The following is a 15,734-nucleotide window of genomic DNA, read 5'->3' as shown; positions in this document are numbered from 1 at the left end:
ATCTAATTAGTTGTTTTTAAATAACTTTTTCCATATTTCTGCTCGTAATCGCGTAGCCCTACTACAAAAGGCTATACGAGGCGATGTCTCAGCGATATAAACTCTATCGTCGAACTAGCGGCATTTATGTTGTCCGCATTAGTGTTCCCCAACGTTTTCGTCGATATGCAGGACAGTGTGAGATTCACACTTCAACAGGCACTCACGATCTTCATGAAGCAAAGCAGAAGTCCGCGCTCCTGTTGGCGGTCTGGTATCAGACCTTACATGAGTATGAACTAATGGATTATCAGGCTTTAAGTGACAGCGCCCCGCTGCTTGCTGGTGAGGGGATGATCTCGCTTTCAAACTTCTCCCAAGCAATTGAACTGCCCGTTGCTCAGTTAATTCAGGCGGTGATAAACCGTAACTTGCCCGTATTTTGGCTGGCGACGGGGCAGGCTGGCTTTTATGTTGAGACCCTCTCTGAGGCCGAGTTAGACCCTCTTGATGGCAGCTACGTGCTTAACTATGGCGAAGAGCAGGGTATTGAGGGGGTTGCTAAAGGTTATCTGCAACTGACAGCGCAGCCAGCGCATTTGCGTAACATTATCAGCGACGGTTATTCAGAAGCTTCGGTGTTCAAAACTACCGGAAGTGAAGCTAAAGGCGGTTGGTTTTTCACCTCCAGTTGTCCGGTAATTAAACCTGATACGCTGTTGATCAATAAGGTCCATGCAGAAAGCCTCCGACTTGATTGGCTGGCTAAGACCACACCACCAGCCGTTAGCGTTCCTCCTTCCGTGCATCTTACTGCTCCGGTCCCCACTATCGATAACGAGTATGTTAATCGAAAGTATTACACCAAGAGCCTGTCGTGGTTATGTTCTGAGTATGTAAAGCATCGGTGCAAGGGCAAGGTATCAGAGTCGGCTATAAGTGATATCCGTAACTACTTCGGTTTTATGATTGAAGCGATGGGCGACATTCAGTTGGAAGATTTTGATCGCGATTTCCTCCGGGCTTATGAGAGCAAACTGCGCACGATCCCGGCAAACCGTAATTTAGTCAAAGCTAAATATGGAGTGAAAACGCTGGATGAGTTAATCACTAAAGCGGCGGAATGCGGCGATAAATCGATGACTGAGGAATCAGTCAGGAAGTATATCAACGGCCTTTATGGTGCAATGAAGTGGGCTGTTGCTGACGGTAAGCTACTGAAATCGCCATGCGAAAACTTTTTCCCGCGCGATGATAAAGACGAGCGAGACCAGGATCATACTGACGTGTTTGAACCGCATGAAATTAAGGCGATTTTTTCACTTCCGTGGTTTGTGGCTGGAACCGGTGAACGTAACGTGCAAGGGCGATTCCATCAATATTGCCCGTTTCACTTTTGGACACCTTTACTGGGGGTGCTGACGGGGGCGCGAGTTAATGAAATTGCGCAATTGCTGCTGGAGGATGTTCTGGCAGAAGACGGTGTTTACTACTTGAACCTTGAAAGCGATAGTGAAAACGGCAAGAAACTAAAAAACGCTAATGCTCGTCGCAAAATTCCGATTCACTCCACGCTTATTGATCTCGGTTTTATAGACTACGTGAACGCCTTAAAAGATGCCGGGTATGTCCGCCTGTTCCCCGAACTCAAGCCGCATAAAACTAAAGGCTATGGTAGACCGGTTTCCGCATGGTTCAATGAATCGCTGTTGGCACGTCGATTGAAACTTGAGAGGAATAGAACCAAGTCTTTTCACTCGTTTCGCCACACTGTCTCAACCTTACTTAAAGAGAAGGGTGTCAGCCCGGAACTACGTGCGCAGCTAGTCGGACATGTGCGAGGTGAAACTGAAACAGAAGTGCGGTATAGCAAAGACCTCAAACCGGTTCATATGATTGAAATTGTCGAGAAAATTGATTTTTCGTTACCTGTTATAGCGAAATTCAACATTGCTGACGGGTTGGATGCTGTCAGAGATGCGCTTCGAAGGAAGCGTGGCAAACAAACAGGTTGAGTCAGTTACTATTCAGTTGAGTGATGTTTGAATGCGCAGGGAAGCTCCCTAGCGCATTTTTTATTGAGGGTAGTGGATTTTATGGTGCGAAATTTGGCGGCGCTCAAAACGTGTCTGGTGAAGTCAGTTAACCTACGACTGCACCCGCAGCCCTTCCACGCTTTCCGGTGGCAGGTTTACTACTGTTTTAATGCTGGTCTCTATGCTGCCAATGATGTCTTCGCGTGGGCCGTTGCGCCAGTCTGCGCTTGCGTAAAAAGCATTGAGAACCGCAGCCATGCTTTCAGCGCTGTCAAAGGCGCGAATCAGGTAATAGCAATCCGTGTCATGCAGTGAGTTACCAAACGATACTACATCGATCCCGTGGCGTTGGTGTAGGGGCACGCTGATGACCTGCATTATGGTGTGAAAAGCAGTTCCGGTGCCTTTGTGCAAGGTGTATTGCAGTATCGCGACGGTTCTCAAAGCATTATCTCCGCGTCGCCTCTGGACGGCTCCCTTGTTGATAGCAATATAAAGTAAACCGGACTGGACCATGAAGCTACTACTAATCAGACAGCTATTCGTAAGCAGAAGCCGCGATATGTGGTTCAAACGCGCTGTAAGGCTCTCTGGCGAGTTTTTTTATCAGGATGGCATATTTTACGGTAAAAAAGCCGTGGTGCTATAGTGATGCGTCTGGCTGAGAATAATTGCCAGTAATCCAAGTATAAGGTTTTGTTTTTCAAACTCCGAAGTTTTTAACTGCTTCGCCAAGAAGGGGGCTATCAAATCCTAAGATATTTACTTTTCAGCGGTCATATCCCTGACAGCTTCTTGGTGAAGTTCGCGGCTCCGCTTCTCACTTCCGGTTTTCCCTGTTACCTGTTGTTTTGTGTAAACGTAGTTGGTTAGCGGTTGTATGTATTTAAGTTATTAGGTCACTGTGCGCCAGCCCAGCCAGCAAGCGGATCACTGCTTCAAAATCCGCACACTTTTTTGGAATGGATATTCACGGGTGTAGGTTCCGCAACGCTGCCCTAACCCGGTTACTCAATTCTTTGTCTGCTGTCAGGTGACTACTCTCTGTCCGCGTTCTGCCTTTCTTGTCGCGTTGTCCTACAGTGCTGAACGAGTGAATGCCGCGTTCCGTCGTTGCATCCCTGTATGAGCGTATCCAGTTGATTGAAATGAGTCGGAACAGATCCCCCTTTGCCATCTGTGCCGTAGCTATCGGACGGCGGAACGTGAACAGACTGGCGAGCGTTTCAAACGGGAAGTGTTGCAGCCCGGAGAGAAGACCGAATCCGTGTTGCTGTAGCGCGTCACCCTGCAATGTCACCTCTATGCGAGCACGTTGCTGGCGAAGCGGCAGCGGCTGCTTCTTGTCGGTGCGTTTGTGATAGCACTGCCATGAAATGGCATCATCTTCGTTACCAATCCGTAGGTTATGCGCCGGGTTTATACGATTGCCGGGCTTATCAAGAAATTGGTTACTGCTGTTGTCGCCGTTGTATTGGCGATGATTGGTGCCCGGAGCGAATAGGCTTGTTTGCATACGGTATGTGAGGGCGCGTGTTGCTTCAACTGACTGTTGTTTGTGCCAGAAGTCACAACTGATCTCTATCCCGGCAATAGTCGGTTCGGTTGCAAACGTGAACCGTCTGGCTAACGCATGGAGCGCAGCACGGAGCTGCTGATAGTTGTTCGCCAGCTCGTCATGAAAGCGAATGCTGAATGTGTCAGTAACATCACCTGGCTGCATGTCGATTGCCTCAACCCACCAGCGATTAACGCTCGTTATCTCTCTCAGCGCTCTGCGGATGTGTTGGTGTTGTGTTGGGCGTTCGGTGCGAATCTCAACGTCGAGCCAGTCGATGACGGCGGTAGCCCTGAATTGCTTCAAGGCTGAATCCTCTGTCTGTTGATAGTTGTTCATTGCCAGCCTTTCAGCTCGTCGCTATTAGAGGGCGAACGCTCCAATGGCGCTTATCGGTGAGGTCAATGTCAACCTCAAGCATAGACAGCATGTGCGGCTTGGCGGGGGGAGGGCAAAGGCGTGAGACTTTTTCGACGAACTTACATACTTCACTAAATAGATAAACCGGGCGAGGGTGGCGAGTGGCGGAATACCTTCCGACAGGAAGTAAGACCTCACCGTGATAGCTAGTCTTCCCGCGCCGCATATCCGCTAATAAATCATCCCATGCTCTGACGTCGCCCAGTTTGACTCTCAAAAAGAAAGCCGTCTCACTAGCTGAAATCGTTTGAACTTTCATTGCCCCCATCCCCCTTAATAAATATCAACGTCTGGAGCAATCATGAGATGTAGCTGGCCGCGTAGCTCATTCTGGATGATTACGAATGGTGAGCCGCCGTAACTTTTGCCTCTGTAACCAGTCAATAACGTGAACGCCGCAAATGAGTTATCACGGGTGACGATAGTTGCGCCATCCAACTCGGTCTGTAGTTGCTCGTCATTAATCCGCCAGTAGCCGTTGCCGATAATTTCATGATGGATATTCGCTTCCACTGGCCCCGCTTCACCAAGAGCAAAAATTTGTTCGGTCATTAATTCGTCGGCCAGCGCAGCACGTAACAGTGCTGTTCTGTTTGGTGCATCAGGCTGTGAAGCTAACACGTTACGTGCCCAATCCTGCCAGCGAATGCCCTGCTTTGCTGACAACATATCAATCGCCGCCCAGGTGGTATTTTCAAACCGGAATGTGGCCCTGCCTGCTCCAGTTAGATCGGCTGTGCGTGTCTTGAAGGTCTTTTTCATCTTTAACTCCGGTTGTCACTAATGAGAACTTTATAGCATGAACACTCAAAAACACGTATAAGCATTCATAAATATTGTGTTATGTGGTGTGTTGGGGTAATCTTTTCTTAACTTGGTAGCTTATGAATATACTAAATTGCTACCATTGAGAGCACACCATAAACCCCGGTTGCATCGTCAGTGATACAGCCTAAAAGCTACCGGTTTCGATGAACCGCTTAAATGCTACCAGCAACGGGAAATAAAACATGAACAGCAACCGCATCTACGCCTATCTTCGTGCCTCCACCAAAGACCAAAACGCTGAGCGTGCGCGTCAGGATTTGCAGGAGTTCGCCACCAGCAATGGCGTTGCTATCTCTGCGTGGTTCATTGAGAACGAGTCTGGTGCATCACTGGCTCGCCCTGAGTTGATGAAGTTGCTCGATATAGCGCAAAGCGGTGATGTTCTGCTAGTTGAACAAGTAGATCGCCTATCACGCCTTAATGCGGAAGATTGGGAAAAGCTGACTGGGATGATTAAGGGGAAAGGAGTGCGTGTTGTCGCTCTCGATCTGCCAACGTCGCACATGATGGTGAACTCCGGTGACGAGTTCACCACCCGCATGATGCAGGCGCTAAACAGTATGATGCTCGATATGTTGGCTGCTATTGCCCGAAAGGATCACCAAGACCGCAAACGCCGTCAGGCACAGGGTATTAAACTTGCGAAGGCCGAAGGAAAATTTAAAGGCCGTCAGATTGATACCGGCTTGCATGAGCGCGTGCTGAAGTTACGTGATGCTGGCTGGTCATACACAGAAATCCAGAAAGCAACAAATGTAGCGAGAACAACTATTAGCCGGATTATAAAAAAAAACCTCAAAAACATTCATGATAATATCATTTAAATAATTCATTGGTAAGTAGTCAACACCCAATGTTGACTACTTAAATGTCATTTTTTAGAGCCGTAAATAAAACCGCCAATCCCACCGACCAGCGTTGTAATTAATGAAGCGAACCCTTGTGCAAAACCAGGGAGTTCATCTTTTGTAGCGCCGAAGTAGATTACTATGCAAAGTAATATAAAAATACAAAGAAATAAACCATACAATGCAATTTTTCTTAGCGATGAATCACTTTCAGCCTTAATCTCTTTTTCGGTTTTAGGCCGATGTTGCTTAATCATATCTTCTAATTCAGCCCTAAACATTACATATGTATTAGGGTTGGTATCGCTCGGAGATGGTGCGGCAGTAACACTACTGCTGGAGGAGAATGTTACTTTTATTTGCTCATCTTTAGCACCTTGATTTGAACCAAAAAAACTCATTTTTTGCCCACCTCTTTTGCATAGGTTGGGTTAAATGCATTACTTTTAATTTCAAATAATGATAGTAATTCTTCTTCTTTTAATGCCTCAGCTCTTGCAATGCTGTTGTTATCTAATTGAATTACAATACCATTGCCGTTGTAATTGGGGGATTCAATATGCCCTTGGTTTATACTAATGACATTATTGAAAGTAATACCTTTATCGATGGTTGTTTTATTTAATCTCAGCGAGATCTCATCAAAAGAACCTGCGTCTTTATTAATAAATAGATCGCTTATTTCTTTCTCTGGATTGTTGGATTTAACATAAAATGAACCAACATTACCAAATCTGGATATTTTATACTCACTTATGATAGACAATATAAAATTTTTACATAATGCCTTGAACTCTTTGATTGATTGCTCTATGTCCTCAGCAGGATTGTATTGCCTAATGAAGTCCACACGATTGAGAGAAATATTTATAGTGTTTTTATTATATGAAGATGCAGCCATAACCCGAGGGATTTCTGCTGGTGCTTCTGGTGGAAGAGGCAGAACCTGTGGCATGGCATCTATTAGGCCCCCTAAGTCAGAATTTAATTTATTAAAGAATAGATCCGGTCTCTTAATAAAAGAATCGAGAAAAATAGCAAGTTGTGTTGAGATGATTTGTGGTTCGTTTTTCATGATCACTCCATTTTGAATGTGTTCTTACTTGAACAGTATACATTATCGAATCAGTTCATCTCTACTGGCATTGGGCAGGTGCGATAGCTTTAACAACAACTACTGTTGCCTTACATTATTCAAATGAAGCCGCGATGACCTTCCCGGTGTTGGCGTTAAAAACACAAAAATATTGCAGAGGGGTATGCATCCCCAAGCTATTAATCGCTTTAGCCTGTTGTCCGAACATTTGTATAGTTCGTTTGTTTTCGTTGTGCCAGAGGTAGGTGCTGAAAATCGGTTGCGCTTCGCTATCCAGCCACACATGGTGAAACTTCGCTTTCTCATCCATTACCTGCTTGCACTCCCTGACCGGGTTATGGTGCGTTTTCGCATAGCATTCCGGGTTGTCATCTGCACATACGATATCTTTTCGTGCTGCCTGATGCTCAGCACCTACAGCAGAAAAGGCGCATACGCCCAGCACCAATGAGAGAGTGCCCAGAGCCCCCCATACAATTGCGCGTAGCGTGCTGATGTGCTGCTTTGATACAACATAACTGGCCCAGCTAAGCGCGGCTCCCGCTGACATCGGTAATAAAAAGTCTGCTCCTGCCATGATTCCCTCATTTTCCAAACCAGAGCGCGCCTGATAGCGAACGCTGGTGATGCCAAACCGAAGACTATCATCATACTTTGTAGATTTTAAATGTCACTATTGGAGTTTATTTTGAATCTTTTGAGGAGGTCACGAGACAGGCGACTAATGCGAGTGACTAAGCTACTGACGCGAGAATAGATTCAAAATGTCTCATATGGAGCGTGGCCTTACAGTGGTCAAAACTGCACATTCAGTGCATGAAAAAGACCTTGAGAATACAGTTTGGCGAGCGGGTAAAAGAACTGCGCATTGCCACAGGAATGAGCCAAGAAGCTTTTGCTGATCGGTGTGGGTTTGCTCGTAGTTATATGAGTCGTATTGAACGTGGTGGCTCCAACGCGTCTCTCGATGCCATTGAGGTGCTTGCTAGCGCTCTCAGTGTTGAACCGTGGCAGTTGTTAGTATTCGACTCATCCGAAGAAAACGACCCAGAACTACTGGTTCCCTATGCGGCGGATGGGACGTGCTTTAATCCCGAACTGGCGAGTAGTCGCGATGGCTCCTTTGGAGTGGGCGATAAGACCTCCCAGAAGCGTTTTGGCACGTTTTCCGAAGCGCTTGAGTATCTCCGTAGCATGGAGACGGCAAAGTGGCGCAGGCCCAACCCTAGCGGCAATTGGGGTATTGTGTCAGCGGTGCGATGGGACAAACTGCGGAAGTAGGTAAATGTAAGGTTAAGAATTTCATAACTGTGTGGATGAACAGTATTCGTGCGATGTAGATAGCCTCCCATTCCATCAGCATTTTGTTTCTATAAGAGTGAGTAAAACAGCAAAATGCGGGTGCGTTACGTAGGCGTTATGGTGGTATTTTTATAGCTCGTTGCACTTACGATTGCAGGGGAAACGTCTAATCAGGTGGGACATAGTCTATGTAAGGTGTTTTATTTGGGCTGATTTGAATCCTAATGAGTTCGTTGATTTATGGCATTAATAGGAAAACCAAAATGATGATCAAGAGATTTGCAGTCCTGTTTGTCCTTTCTCTGACGCTTACAGCCTGTATGACCGCAGGCACTAAGTTTGATCCTAATGTCGTGGATTCGATGCAACCGGGGGTAACAACGCTCCAGGATGCATCAACCTCACTTGGCAAACCAACATCGGTTTCGGCGGCTCCTGGTGGGGGAACTCTATTGCAATGGATATATTCTCGGGGATCTTTGATTGGCGGCTCAGGGGCGCATATCGCGGTTTTGTTTGATAAGGATGGCAAGATGGTTCGAGTGATACAGCGAACCAAGATATAGCTTTAGGTCATGGCAGGAGAAAGTGAAACTCTGATCGGCACTTTCTTCTTCCATCATACAATCCAGCTCGCGATCTATTACGAAAGCGTCCTACAATTGCATTCTATTTGATGCTCTGGCACGCGATTACAGCAGGTTACGGAGAGTTAGGTTCGAGTCCGGCCTTCGCACTCATCCTCTAAACACCTCCCTCCGATGCCACTCCACAAACCCTTCCTCAGGATAATTCCCTTTCACCATCGGCAATGCAATCTCCTTCCCAGCAAAATCCCAGAACAGCCGCCCAACAATCCCGCCCCCATTCACTGCCTCAGACACCAGCACCCGCATACTCTCATCCAGCCCAATCGATCCTTTATCAAACGCCTTATGATGAATCGCACACAGCGCCAGGCCATTGGTAATCTCACACGGTCCGCCAAACTGCTTCCACTTGATATGCGCGGCTTCAAGTCCAACAGAGGCGTTATCATGTCGCATATTAAACCCGCAGATTGCACACTCATAGTTATAAGCTCGCAGCACCTGCTGGCGGAACAGCGGATCGCGAACCTTACGGATCTGTTGAATATCAAAACCCATCTCATCCGCGATCTCTTCCTGAATGCTTTCAGGAAAATGCGCTTCAAGGATCTGCTGCGCCAGCGAGCCGATCAGGTTTTTGTTCTTACTCAGCAACGCAAAGTGTTCTTCATCAAACCCGCCTGCTACGTTATGTTCCACAAGTTCTTTTACTGGTGGCTGTTTGCTACCCGTGGTCGAACAGAGCTCAGTATTCTGAAGATCCCAGAACCCATCCCCCTTAAGCCGCCAGAAAGGCATATTCGGGTAATGCGCCTTCCGCTGTGGGCCAAAGCGTTCTAACAGGCTAAGCAACTGCTCGTGGACCTCGGTTCCATAATCAAACAGTCGCGCATGCCCCTGCTGATAGTTCGCCAGCACGTACAGAAGCAATAAAGGTTTATGCGGCGCGCGCTGTTCGCCTTTGCGCCAGATGGTGATATCGGCAATTGCCTGTTCGAGAGTTCTGCTGGAAGCCATCGCGTTACGGAAGAAGGTAAATAATTGCGATGATGCTCGCAAAACCCAGACCAATCAACCCACAATCAACAAAAACATGACCTTACCGCACCCGGCTCTATTTCCTGAATCCCCCTCGCAAAATCCAAATTTACCCCACACCAAACACGCTGTATTTATATTCAGCCCTGTATAATGAGCACCAGAAATTACGCCGAACGGCAAAGGATATATCGAAGAATATTTAACGAAGAATTCGCGATATGAAGGTGCTGCAACACCTCCATACCGCTAACCACAACCAACTAATCAGGAGTTGAAAATGGCTGCGACGAATTTTAAGCCAGAGTTTACTGTTTGCAAAACAGAATCAGACGCTTTCACCGGCATGATTGAAAACCGCGAGCTGGTACGCAAAAACAGCGCCCGCCGTCTTCACGGCAACCAGCCCAACGCGGCACCCATTCATCCTCGCGCGGAAACGCCGCAAGACAGCGCCGCCTGCTGCGAACTGTACGCGCGCATAGACATGAAATATCTTCTGCTGGGCGGAGACTGGTTAAACCGTGCAGGCTTTATCAACGGTATGCCGGTGAAAATCCGCGCCATGAAAGACTGCATTGTGATTACCCCACAGCATACAAGAGAATTATGGGGATGCCTGGAAGGTATGAGCGTGGTGAATATAAATAAGCAGAAAGTCGCCCAGTGGTTAAAAACGTTTCCGGGGGCGCTGAATGATACGGGAGATATACCTGTGGTGAAGCGCGGAACTGGTCGGGCGGAATAATATCTAAAATCTCCTTTCATTAATCCTGTAAAAGGATGAGTTAATACGGACGTGAATACACATGTCCGTATTTTTTTGTTTTTTTATGAATTATCTAACTCTGCTGGTGCACCCAATAAATCGGATGTAACATTCTCCGCAAAGCGACAGGGAGGATTGCTATGCAGATTTGTAGGATGGATTACAACGATGTCTCCATCGATGGAAGAAGGCTGAAACTACACGTTTATGGCGTTGGGACGTTTCCCGTTTTTTCAGGGATAGAACCCGTAACCAATATTGCTGAGTGCGCCTTTATCAGGAATGCAGCATTACCTGTGGGTACGTACTGGATCGTTGATGCGCCGGAAGGCAGTATTGCTAATCGGGTCGAGCGTTTTGTAAAAGACTTCAAGAACGGTACCAATCATTCTGAATGGTTCGGCTTGTTTAATGCTTCGACCATGGCTGATAACGTATTTGTGAATGGGGTCGACAGAGGTTCATTTCGACTTCATCCGTTGAGGCCGAATGGTGAGGGAGAATCGTGGGGATGCATAACGTTCTATAATATCCCTGATTTCCAACTGGTCAGACAATCTTTGCTTGCACGTAAGAAGATTCGTGTTCCTGGTGGTAAAGGGTTGATGGCATACGGACGTATTGATGTGACAGGAAGGGCTGATTATGCTTCATGCAAAGTTAAAAAATAATATCCTGATTGGCCTGGCATGCCTTGTTGCCTCCTTCTTTATCGTCCTGTTCCCCCTGGGAGGCTGGCTCGATTACTTATCTCAAGCCAGCAATGATTTTTTAAATCGCACCGGTCTGGGGTTTGCTGATGGTGAAGCTGACCCCTCATTCCTGTGGGTGTTGGGTGGGATGATGGTCGTCGTTACCGCACTACTGATGTTCGTCATCCGAAAGATATGCAGCCTGAAACGGGCATGAGATAGTTCACTGAATTTTTCTATCATTCTTTCATCGATTCATGAGCATCTTCCCGGCAGGGTGAAAGTGAATCTGCATTCATTTTCACCCTGCATCACTTTAGCGCGTCACGATCAGATTCACGTCATAACCGCCCGTGTTATTGGCGTATTCCGATGCCTTGTTGGTATCGTTAAAAATAAAGGCGATTTCACCCTCCGTCTGGGCTTTCAACGGCTTGCCGCCGGAACCGACCGAATAGATTTTATCGCCAATTTTAATCAACAGCGCGCCTGCAATGGCGCCCGGCAGAACAAACGACGGGTCAGGCGCCTTAGCGGAAGGATGCTGGCTGTCGCCATCCGGTCCGAAGGTGCGCCCGCGGCTGTCATACTGGGCCTGCCCCGCAGCAACCAGCAGAATGCTGTCGCCCAGGCGAACGGTGATCCCGGTCTTCACCCATTCACTGTTGGTTGCAGGAATGTGGCCCTTCCACTGAACGGGGTCTTGTGTCGCGTGTTCTTCATCACTCCCCAGATAAACATCCGCATGGAATGAACCGGTATTATCGCTGTGGGACGAGTCGCTAATGAATAATCTCAGTTCACCGCTTTCCTGTGCGGCCAGTTGATATACACCGGTACCGATATCGTAGCTTTTGCCGGAATCGCTAAAACGCGCCTTGAGGATGGCAATATCCTTTTTTTGCCCGTTCTTACCAATATTACCGCCCGGGTAAGCCCATGCGTGATCTTCCTTGCCATATTTGATCAGGCCCGTAGCGATAATGGTGATCTTATCGCCTTGGTTGACCTTCAGACCGGTATTGATACCTTGTTCTTTTGTTGAATCAATTGCGCCAGACCATGCGCTTTTTGTAGACATGTTCTATCTCCCTTCGGATGTCAGTGTATTGTATTTCAGCATGCTTAATAATTTCCTGCGTCATCATAGGCATCTGATATCAACGGCATGCAACCGTGTGACGTAGACAGAGTAGAGTTGGTTATCGGGGGCGGCAAATATAAAAATCACGGATTGATGGACGTTATTTTGCTAAAAACCGTTCAGGCCTGGGTTTGTGTATTATCCTTTTAAGATAAATCTGAGTTAATTCGCGTTGGCAAAAAACGGTTCTTTCATAAATGAGTAATTATTAAAGCTGATGTAATTCCCCTGAGAAAATACAGGTGTTTTCTCAGGGGCGGGGTTATTATGTGGACGGACTATTGGATATTGACGGCTCTGCCGTCTACCCAGACGCGGCTGATATTATTGCGTCTGGCGTTATAGATAATTTTCTGCAACCGGTCTTCCGGTGTGTCCTCGGCCGTATCAATATAAATGTCGCTGCCGGCGGCTCGGGTATCGATCACAATGGCATCGAACTGGTAGCCGACCGCCAGTTTGCCCACGCGCAGGTCAAGCACCTCTCCCGCACCCCCGGTCGCCAGCCAGAACGCTTCCCGGAAGCTGACTGCCGAGCCAGGTCTGCCGCGCTGTTCCGCGGCGATACGGGCATCGACGCCGTCATTCAGGGCTTTACTGGCGGTCATGGCATGGCGGCAGGCATCAAATACCGAAGGGCTGTGGCCGCCCGCAATATCGGTGCCTAAGCCGACGTTAAGCCCGCGGTCCAGCATAACGCGCAGGGGGAAGACCGCATTGGCAAAGTAGAAGTTGGACAGAGGGCAGTGCGCGACGCCCGCCCCGGTTTCCTTAATCAGGTCAGCATCATCATCTTCGATATGGTTTGAATGCGCGAGTACGGTCTTTCTGGTCAGCAGGCCGAAGTCCCGCAGCGCCGTGGTATCCGTTTTACCTAAACGCTGTTTAACGTAAGCGTGTTCCCAGTCGCTTTCCGAACAGTGGGTCTGCACGTGGCAGCCCGTCTCCGTGGCAATCTCTCCAAGACCTTCCAGCAGAGCATCCGTACAGGACGGAATAAACCGTGGAGTGATGACCGGGAGCACGCGTTTTGCCGTGTTGCCGGGAAGCGATGCAACGGCACGAATAAACTCGCGGGTTTCGGCAAGGGCCGTCGCCGCGCTTTCGTCCCGGTAGTAGTCAGGGCACTGGGAGGGATCGTCCATCGCCACCCGGCCAATCAGTGCCCGTTGACCCTGCTCCAGACAGATGCGGGCCAGCTCCACGCTGCTTTCCGTGTGCAGGGTAGCGAAGTAGACGGCGGTGGTGGTGCCGTTCGCCAGCAGCGCATTGACCAGTTCCGTGTAGTGGCGGCGGGCAAAGGCGATGTCGGCGAACTTAGCCTCCAGCGGGAACGTATAGTCATTCAGCCACTCTTCCAGCGGCTTATCCAGAGCCTTGCCCATCTGCGGCCACTGCGGAGCGTGGACATGCAGATCGATCAGCCCCGGCAGCAGATACTGGTCTGAAGAGAGCTCGGTAAGCTTACCTGCCTTACGGGCCGCATCCCGCACGGGCCTGAACGCGCTATTGTCACCCTGTATAATATCGACAATGGTGCCGCTGCCATCGATACAGAACAGCGTGTCGCTAAAGTGGGACACACGGTCCTTTGATTCCGCGGTGTAGCCTTGAGCACTGACAACCTGCTGCCAGGGAAATGCGTGTAGGGTGTTCATATCTTGTCCTTTTTCATCATCACGCTGAAAGGGAAATAGCCCCAGAGTCAGGGATTATTATTCGCTCAAAAAGCCTGGCATAAAACCAAAATACATCAACTCATTGATGGGTAAATAAAATGGCATTGATTGCGGTATTTGCGGGGATAATAAAGGTAGGCTGAAATGATAAACGGGAGTTGCTGGCGCTTATTTGGCAAAGTAGTTCAATAACCGATGCGTTATCGACTCATTGAACCGCTTTTTTATCGTTCCCCTTTTCATATACTTTTTATTGTGGTGAATCCCCCTGTGCGGTGGGGCATAATTTATGGGTTAACGTCATTATGCGGGCTTTGCTCACCGGGAGGCACCCGGCACCACAGTCCTTTTTTTGTGTATAATATAATAAATATGAATAATAGCTACGAATAGTTGTGTTCAGATGAATGTTTTATATTTTTTTAAAATAAGATATGCCTCTCAAAATATATTTTTATCAGCTTTTATTATCTCTTCCTGGAGCAATCATCGGAGGAAGAATGGACACAACCGAAGAACTAAATGGAACGTATTTTTATGCTGGTAGAACAAACCTCACAGCTGGCGGCCTTTTCTTTATGATTTACTGCGAATCAATTGCCGATCATTTTGGCATTGACGATGTCGCTGGAATTACTGCGCTATACAGCGGTGCTAATAATCAGAAGACCAGAAAGAAACCCGCGGGAGCTAAAGAAGGTACGTCTCGAGCCTCGAAAGCCATGAGGCGTTATTTTAAACAAGCAAAGTTCCCGTATGGCATCAAACTCCCGACATGGATTGGCGGGTACACGCCATGGACTGTACGCTGTAGGATGGTTTCACAAATCAGTACCTTTATCGGAAGAACGATTCCATTAGTTGGCATGGTGATATTAGTCGCTGACGTATCATTAATCACCTATGCTGCAATACGTGATTATAATCGAATCGCGCGGGGCAGTGACAAACTATGGTAGAGGATATTGAGCAGCGCATCTACGCCTTAGCCAGACGCTATAACGGCGTTTATCTGATGAATAACGAAGCGAAGCAGAAATTACTGAATGCAAAAACTGATTTGGATACTGACATGCAGCTTGATGTCACTGAAGCAGAAGATTTAATGGAAGAATTTTTTAAAGAATTTGATGTTGATAGAGGGAATTTTAGCATAAACACCTACTACCCTGATGAGCCTTTTTCATGGAATCCATTCAAAAAATACCCAGTGGTGATGGTTCCCGATTTCACCATTGGAATGCTTATCGAATCCGCAAAAGCGGGCAAATGGTTATACGACTAAAACGCAAGGAGCAATAGAATGGCCGTACCTGTACATCTCTTTTTAACCAATGACGGCGGCACAATGATTTGTGGTTCTTGTGACGTTGCACAAAGGGAAGGAAGCATTGAGCTAAGAGGATTACAGCATAACCTCAGCCTGCCAACCGATTCGGCAACGGGAAAGGTCACCGGCACTCGCCAACACTCGCCGTTTCAGTTTACCAAGGAACTGGACAGCTCTTCGCCCTATCTGTTCAAAGCGGCAGCAACAGGTCAGACCCTTAAAACGGCAGAATTCAGGTTTTACCATATTAACTATTCCGGGCAAGAGGAGGAGTATTACCGAATCACGCTCGAGAACGTTAAGGTCATTTCTTTGAGTCCAGTCATGTACGACACCCGAGGCTGTCCGGGGACGGGGCATATGGAGGAAGTGGCGTTTAATTATGAGAAGATTACCCATTTGTATAAGGACGGTAACTTGTTAGG

18 protein-coding genes are annotated in these 15,734 nt (G+C 47.7%); 9 read left to right on the top strand and 9 right to left on the bottom strand.

The window, feature by feature from the left end; genetic code table 11:
• Positions 1-83: 83 nt before the first annotated feature.
• Positions 84-1,994 (top strand): site-specific integrase, encoded by a 1,911-nt coding sequence (locus C5687_RS03765; protein ID WP_104556439.1) that lies wholly within the window; start codon positions 84-86, stop codon positions 1,992-1,994.
• Between the two features lie 132 nt (positions 1,995-2,126).
• Here C5687_RS03765 and C5687_RS03760 read toward each other — a convergent pair whose 3' ends face one another.
• From C5687_RS03760 to C5687_RS24985, 3 genes are all read right to left on the bottom strand, one after another.
• Complete coding sequence (locus C5687_RS03760; protein WP_104556438.1) at positions 2,127-2,459, bottom strand: NIPSNAP family protein; 333 nt, start codon at positions 2,457-2,459, stop codon at positions 2,127-2,129.
• Between the two features lie 526 nt (positions 2,460-2,985).
• Positions 2,986-3,912 carry a hypothetical protein gene (locus tag C5687_RS03755; RefSeq protein WP_104556437.1) on the bottom strand — a complete coding sequence of 309 codons (927 nt, stop codon included), beginning with the start codon at positions 3,910-3,912 and terminating at the stop codon, positions 2,986-2,988.
• A 354-nt stretch (positions 3,913-4,266) separates the two neighbouring features.
• A complete protein-coding gene (locus C5687_RS24985; protein WP_238380445.1) occupies positions 4,267-4,755 on the bottom strand; it encodes a hypothetical protein in 489 nt (162 codons plus the stop codon).
• Positions 4,756-5,003: 248 nt separating this feature from the next.
• Between C5687_RS24985 and C5687_RS03740 the strand changes: the two genes are divergently transcribed.
• Positions 5,004-5,645: a recombinase family protein gene (locus tag C5687_RS03740; protein ID WP_104556435.1), complete on the top strand. Its 642-nt coding sequence runs from the start codon at positions 5,004-5,006 to the stop codon at positions 5,643-5,645.
• A gap of 47 nt (positions 5,646-5,692) precedes the next feature.
• On the opposite strand, the gene C5687_RS03735 is transcribed toward C5687_RS03740, so the two are convergent.
• The 3 genes from C5687_RS03735 to C5687_RS03725 form a co-directional block, all read right to left on the bottom strand.
• On the bottom strand, positions 5,693-6,070 hold the full coding sequence (locus C5687_RS03735; RefSeq protein ID WP_032671964.1) for a hypothetical protein: 378 nt from the start codon (positions 6,068-6,070) through the stop codon (positions 5,693-5,695).
• Entirely contained in the window at positions 6,067-6,744 is a 678-nt protein-coding gene (locus C5687_RS03730) for a hypothetical protein (RefSeq protein WP_104556434.1), read from the bottom strand. Before C5687_RS03730 ends, C5687_RS03735 begins: the two co-directional genes overlap by 4 nt.
• Positions 6,745-6,859: 115 nt before the next feature.
• Positions 6,860-7,342: a hypothetical protein gene (locus C5687_RS03725; protein WP_104556433.1), complete on the bottom strand. Its 483-nt coding sequence runs from the start codon at positions 7,340-7,342 to the stop codon at positions 6,860-6,862.
• 239 nt (positions 7,343-7,581) lie between these two features.
• Between C5687_RS03725 and C5687_RS03720 the strand changes: the two genes are divergently transcribed.
• On the top strand, positions 7,582-8,046 hold the full coding sequence (locus tag C5687_RS03720; RefSeq protein WP_104556485.1) for a helix-turn-helix domain-containing protein: 465 nt from the start codon (positions 7,582-7,584) through the stop codon (positions 8,044-8,046).
• A gap of 758 nt (positions 8,047-8,804) precedes the next feature.
• Here the strand turns inward: C5687_RS03720 and C5687_RS03710 are convergent.
• The gene (locus C5687_RS03710) at positions 8,805-9,674 is read right to left on the bottom strand and encodes a phosphorothioated DNA-binding restriction endonuclease (protein WP_104556432.1); all 870 of its coding nucleotides are present in this window, start codon (positions 9,672-9,674) and stop codon (positions 8,805-8,807) included.
• Positions 9,675-9,975: 301 nt separating this feature from the next.
• Between C5687_RS03710 and C5687_RS03705 the strand changes: the two genes are divergently transcribed.
• The 3 genes from C5687_RS03705 (at position 9,976) to C5687_RS03695 (ending at position 11,373) form a co-directional block, all read left to right on the top strand.
• A complete protein-coding gene (locus tag C5687_RS03705; RefSeq protein ID WP_104556431.1) occupies positions 9,976-10,443 on the top strand; it encodes a SymE family type I addiction module toxin in 468 nt (155 codons plus the stop codon).
• Between the two features lie 161 nt (positions 10,444-10,604).
• Positions 10,605-11,135, top strand: a complete 531-nt coding sequence (locus C5687_RS03700) for a DUF2778 domain-containing protein (RefSeq protein ID WP_095441784.1) — start codon at positions 10,605-10,607, stop codon at positions 11,133-11,135.
• Positions 11,110-11,373 carry a hypothetical protein gene (locus C5687_RS03695; protein ID WP_104556430.1) on the top strand — a complete coding sequence of 88 codons (264 nt, stop codon included), beginning with the start codon at positions 11,110-11,112 and terminating at the stop codon, positions 11,371-11,373. The genes C5687_RS03700 and C5687_RS03695 overlap by 26 nt, the downstream gene beginning before the upstream one ends.
• 99 nt (positions 11,374-11,472) lie before the next feature.
• Here C5687_RS03695 and C5687_RS03690 read toward each other — a convergent pair whose 3' ends face one another.
• Complete coding sequence (locus C5687_RS03690; protein ID WP_104556429.1) at positions 11,473-12,237, bottom strand: LecA/PA-IL family lectin; 765 nt, start codon at positions 12,235-12,237, stop codon at positions 11,473-11,475.
• Between the two features lie 341 nt (positions 12,238-12,578).
• Positions 12,579-13,958, bottom strand: coding sequence for a guanine deaminase (gene guaD, locus C5687_RS03685; protein WP_104556428.1), 1,380 nt, complete (start codon positions 13,956-13,958; stop codon positions 12,579-12,581).
• A 521-nt stretch (positions 13,959-14,479) separates the two neighbouring features.
• Here guaD and C5687_RS03680 point away from each other — a divergent pair.
• The 3 genes from C5687_RS03680 to C5687_RS03670 all read left to right on the top strand — a co-directional run.
• A complete protein-coding gene (locus tag C5687_RS03680; protein WP_104556427.1) occupies positions 14,480-14,938 on the top strand; it encodes an STM2901 family protein in 459 nt (152 codons plus the stop codon).
• Positions 14,932-15,264: a DUF1493 family protein gene (locus tag C5687_RS03675; RefSeq protein WP_104556426.1), complete on the top strand. Its 333-nt coding sequence runs from the start codon at positions 14,932-14,934 to the stop codon at positions 15,262-15,264. The genes C5687_RS03680 and C5687_RS03675 overlap by 7 nt, the downstream gene beginning before the upstream one ends.
• Before the next feature lie 18 nt (positions 15,265-15,282).
• Positions 15,283-15,734 (top strand): Hcp family type VI secretion system effector (locus tag C5687_RS03670; RefSeq protein WP_104556425.1); only part of this gene is annotated, 452 nt, incomplete at its 3' end.

The sequence above is a fragment of the Enterobacter sichuanensis genome (assembly GCF_002939185.1).
Classification (GTDB): Bacteria; Pseudomonadota; Gammaproteobacteria; order Enterobacterales; family Enterobacteriaceae; genus Enterobacter; species Enterobacter sichuanensis.
Note: the sequence above shows the minus strand (reverse complement) of the source record. Positions and strands in the feature narration are given on the sequence as shown.

What these genes read in the sequence shown, in the direction of transcription:
- C5687_RS03765 (WP_104556439.1), top strand. Translation starts at nt 84, where the DNA reads ATGTCTCAGCGATATAAACTCTATCGTCGAACTAGCGGCATTTATGTT.
- C5687_RS03755 (WP_104556437.1), bottom strand. Translation starts at nt 3,912, where the DNA reads ATGAACAACTATCAACAGACAGAGGATTCAGCCTTGAAGCAATTCAGG.
- C5687_RS24985 (WP_238380445.1), bottom strand. Translation starts at nt 4,755, where the DNA reads ATGAAAAAGACCTTCAAGACACGCACAGCCGATCTAACTGGAGCAGGC.
- C5687_RS03740 (WP_104556435.1), top strand. Translation starts at nt 5,004, where the DNA reads ATGAACAGCAACCGCATCTACGCCTATCTTCGTGCCTCCACCAAAGAC.
- C5687_RS03735 (WP_032671964.1), bottom strand. Translation starts at nt 6,070, where the DNA reads ATGAGTTTTTTTGGTTCAAATCAAGGTGCTAAAGATGAGCAAATAAAA.
- C5687_RS03730 (WP_104556434.1), bottom strand. Translation starts at nt 6,744, where the DNA reads ATGAAAAACGAACCACAAATCATCTCAACACAACTTGCTATTTTTCTC.
- C5687_RS03725 (WP_104556433.1), bottom strand. Translation starts at nt 7,342, where the DNA reads ATGGCAGGAGCAGACTTTTTATTACCGATGTCAGCGGGAGCCGCGCTT.
- C5687_RS03720 (WP_104556485.1), top strand. Translation starts at nt 7,582, where the DNA reads ATGAAAAAGACCTTGAGAATACAGTTTGGCGAGCGGGTAAAAGAACTG.
- C5687_RS03710 (WP_104556432.1), bottom strand. Translation starts at nt 9,674, where the DNA reads ATGGCTTCCAGCAGAACTCTCGAACAGGCAATTGCCGATATCACCATC.
- C5687_RS03705 (WP_104556431.1), top strand. Translation starts at nt 9,976, where the DNA reads ATGGCTGCGACGAATTTTAAGCCAGAGTTTACTGTTTGCAAAACAGAA.
- C5687_RS03700 (WP_095441784.1), top strand. Translation starts at nt 10,605, where the DNA reads ATGCAGATTTGTAGGATGGATTACAACGATGTCTCCATCGATGGAAGA.
- C5687_RS03695 (WP_104556430.1), top strand. Translation starts at nt 11,110, where the DNA reads ATGCTTCATGCAAAGTTAAAAAATAATATCCTGATTGGCCTGGCATGC.
- C5687_RS03690 (WP_104556429.1), bottom strand. Translation starts at nt 12,237, where the DNA reads ATGTCTACAAAAAGCGCATGGTCTGGCGCAATTGATTCAACAAAAGAA.
- guaD (WP_104556428.1), bottom strand. Translation starts at nt 13,958, where the DNA reads ATGAACACCCTACACGCATTTCCCTGGCAGCAGGTTGTCAGTGCTCAA.
- C5687_RS03680 (WP_104556427.1), top strand. Translation starts at nt 14,480, where the DNA reads ATGGACACAACCGAAGAACTAAATGGAACGTATTTTTATGCTGGTAGA.
- C5687_RS03675 (WP_104556426.1), top strand. Translation starts at nt 14,932, where the DNA reads ATGGTAGAGGATATTGAGCAGCGCATCTACGCCTTAGCCAGACGCTAT.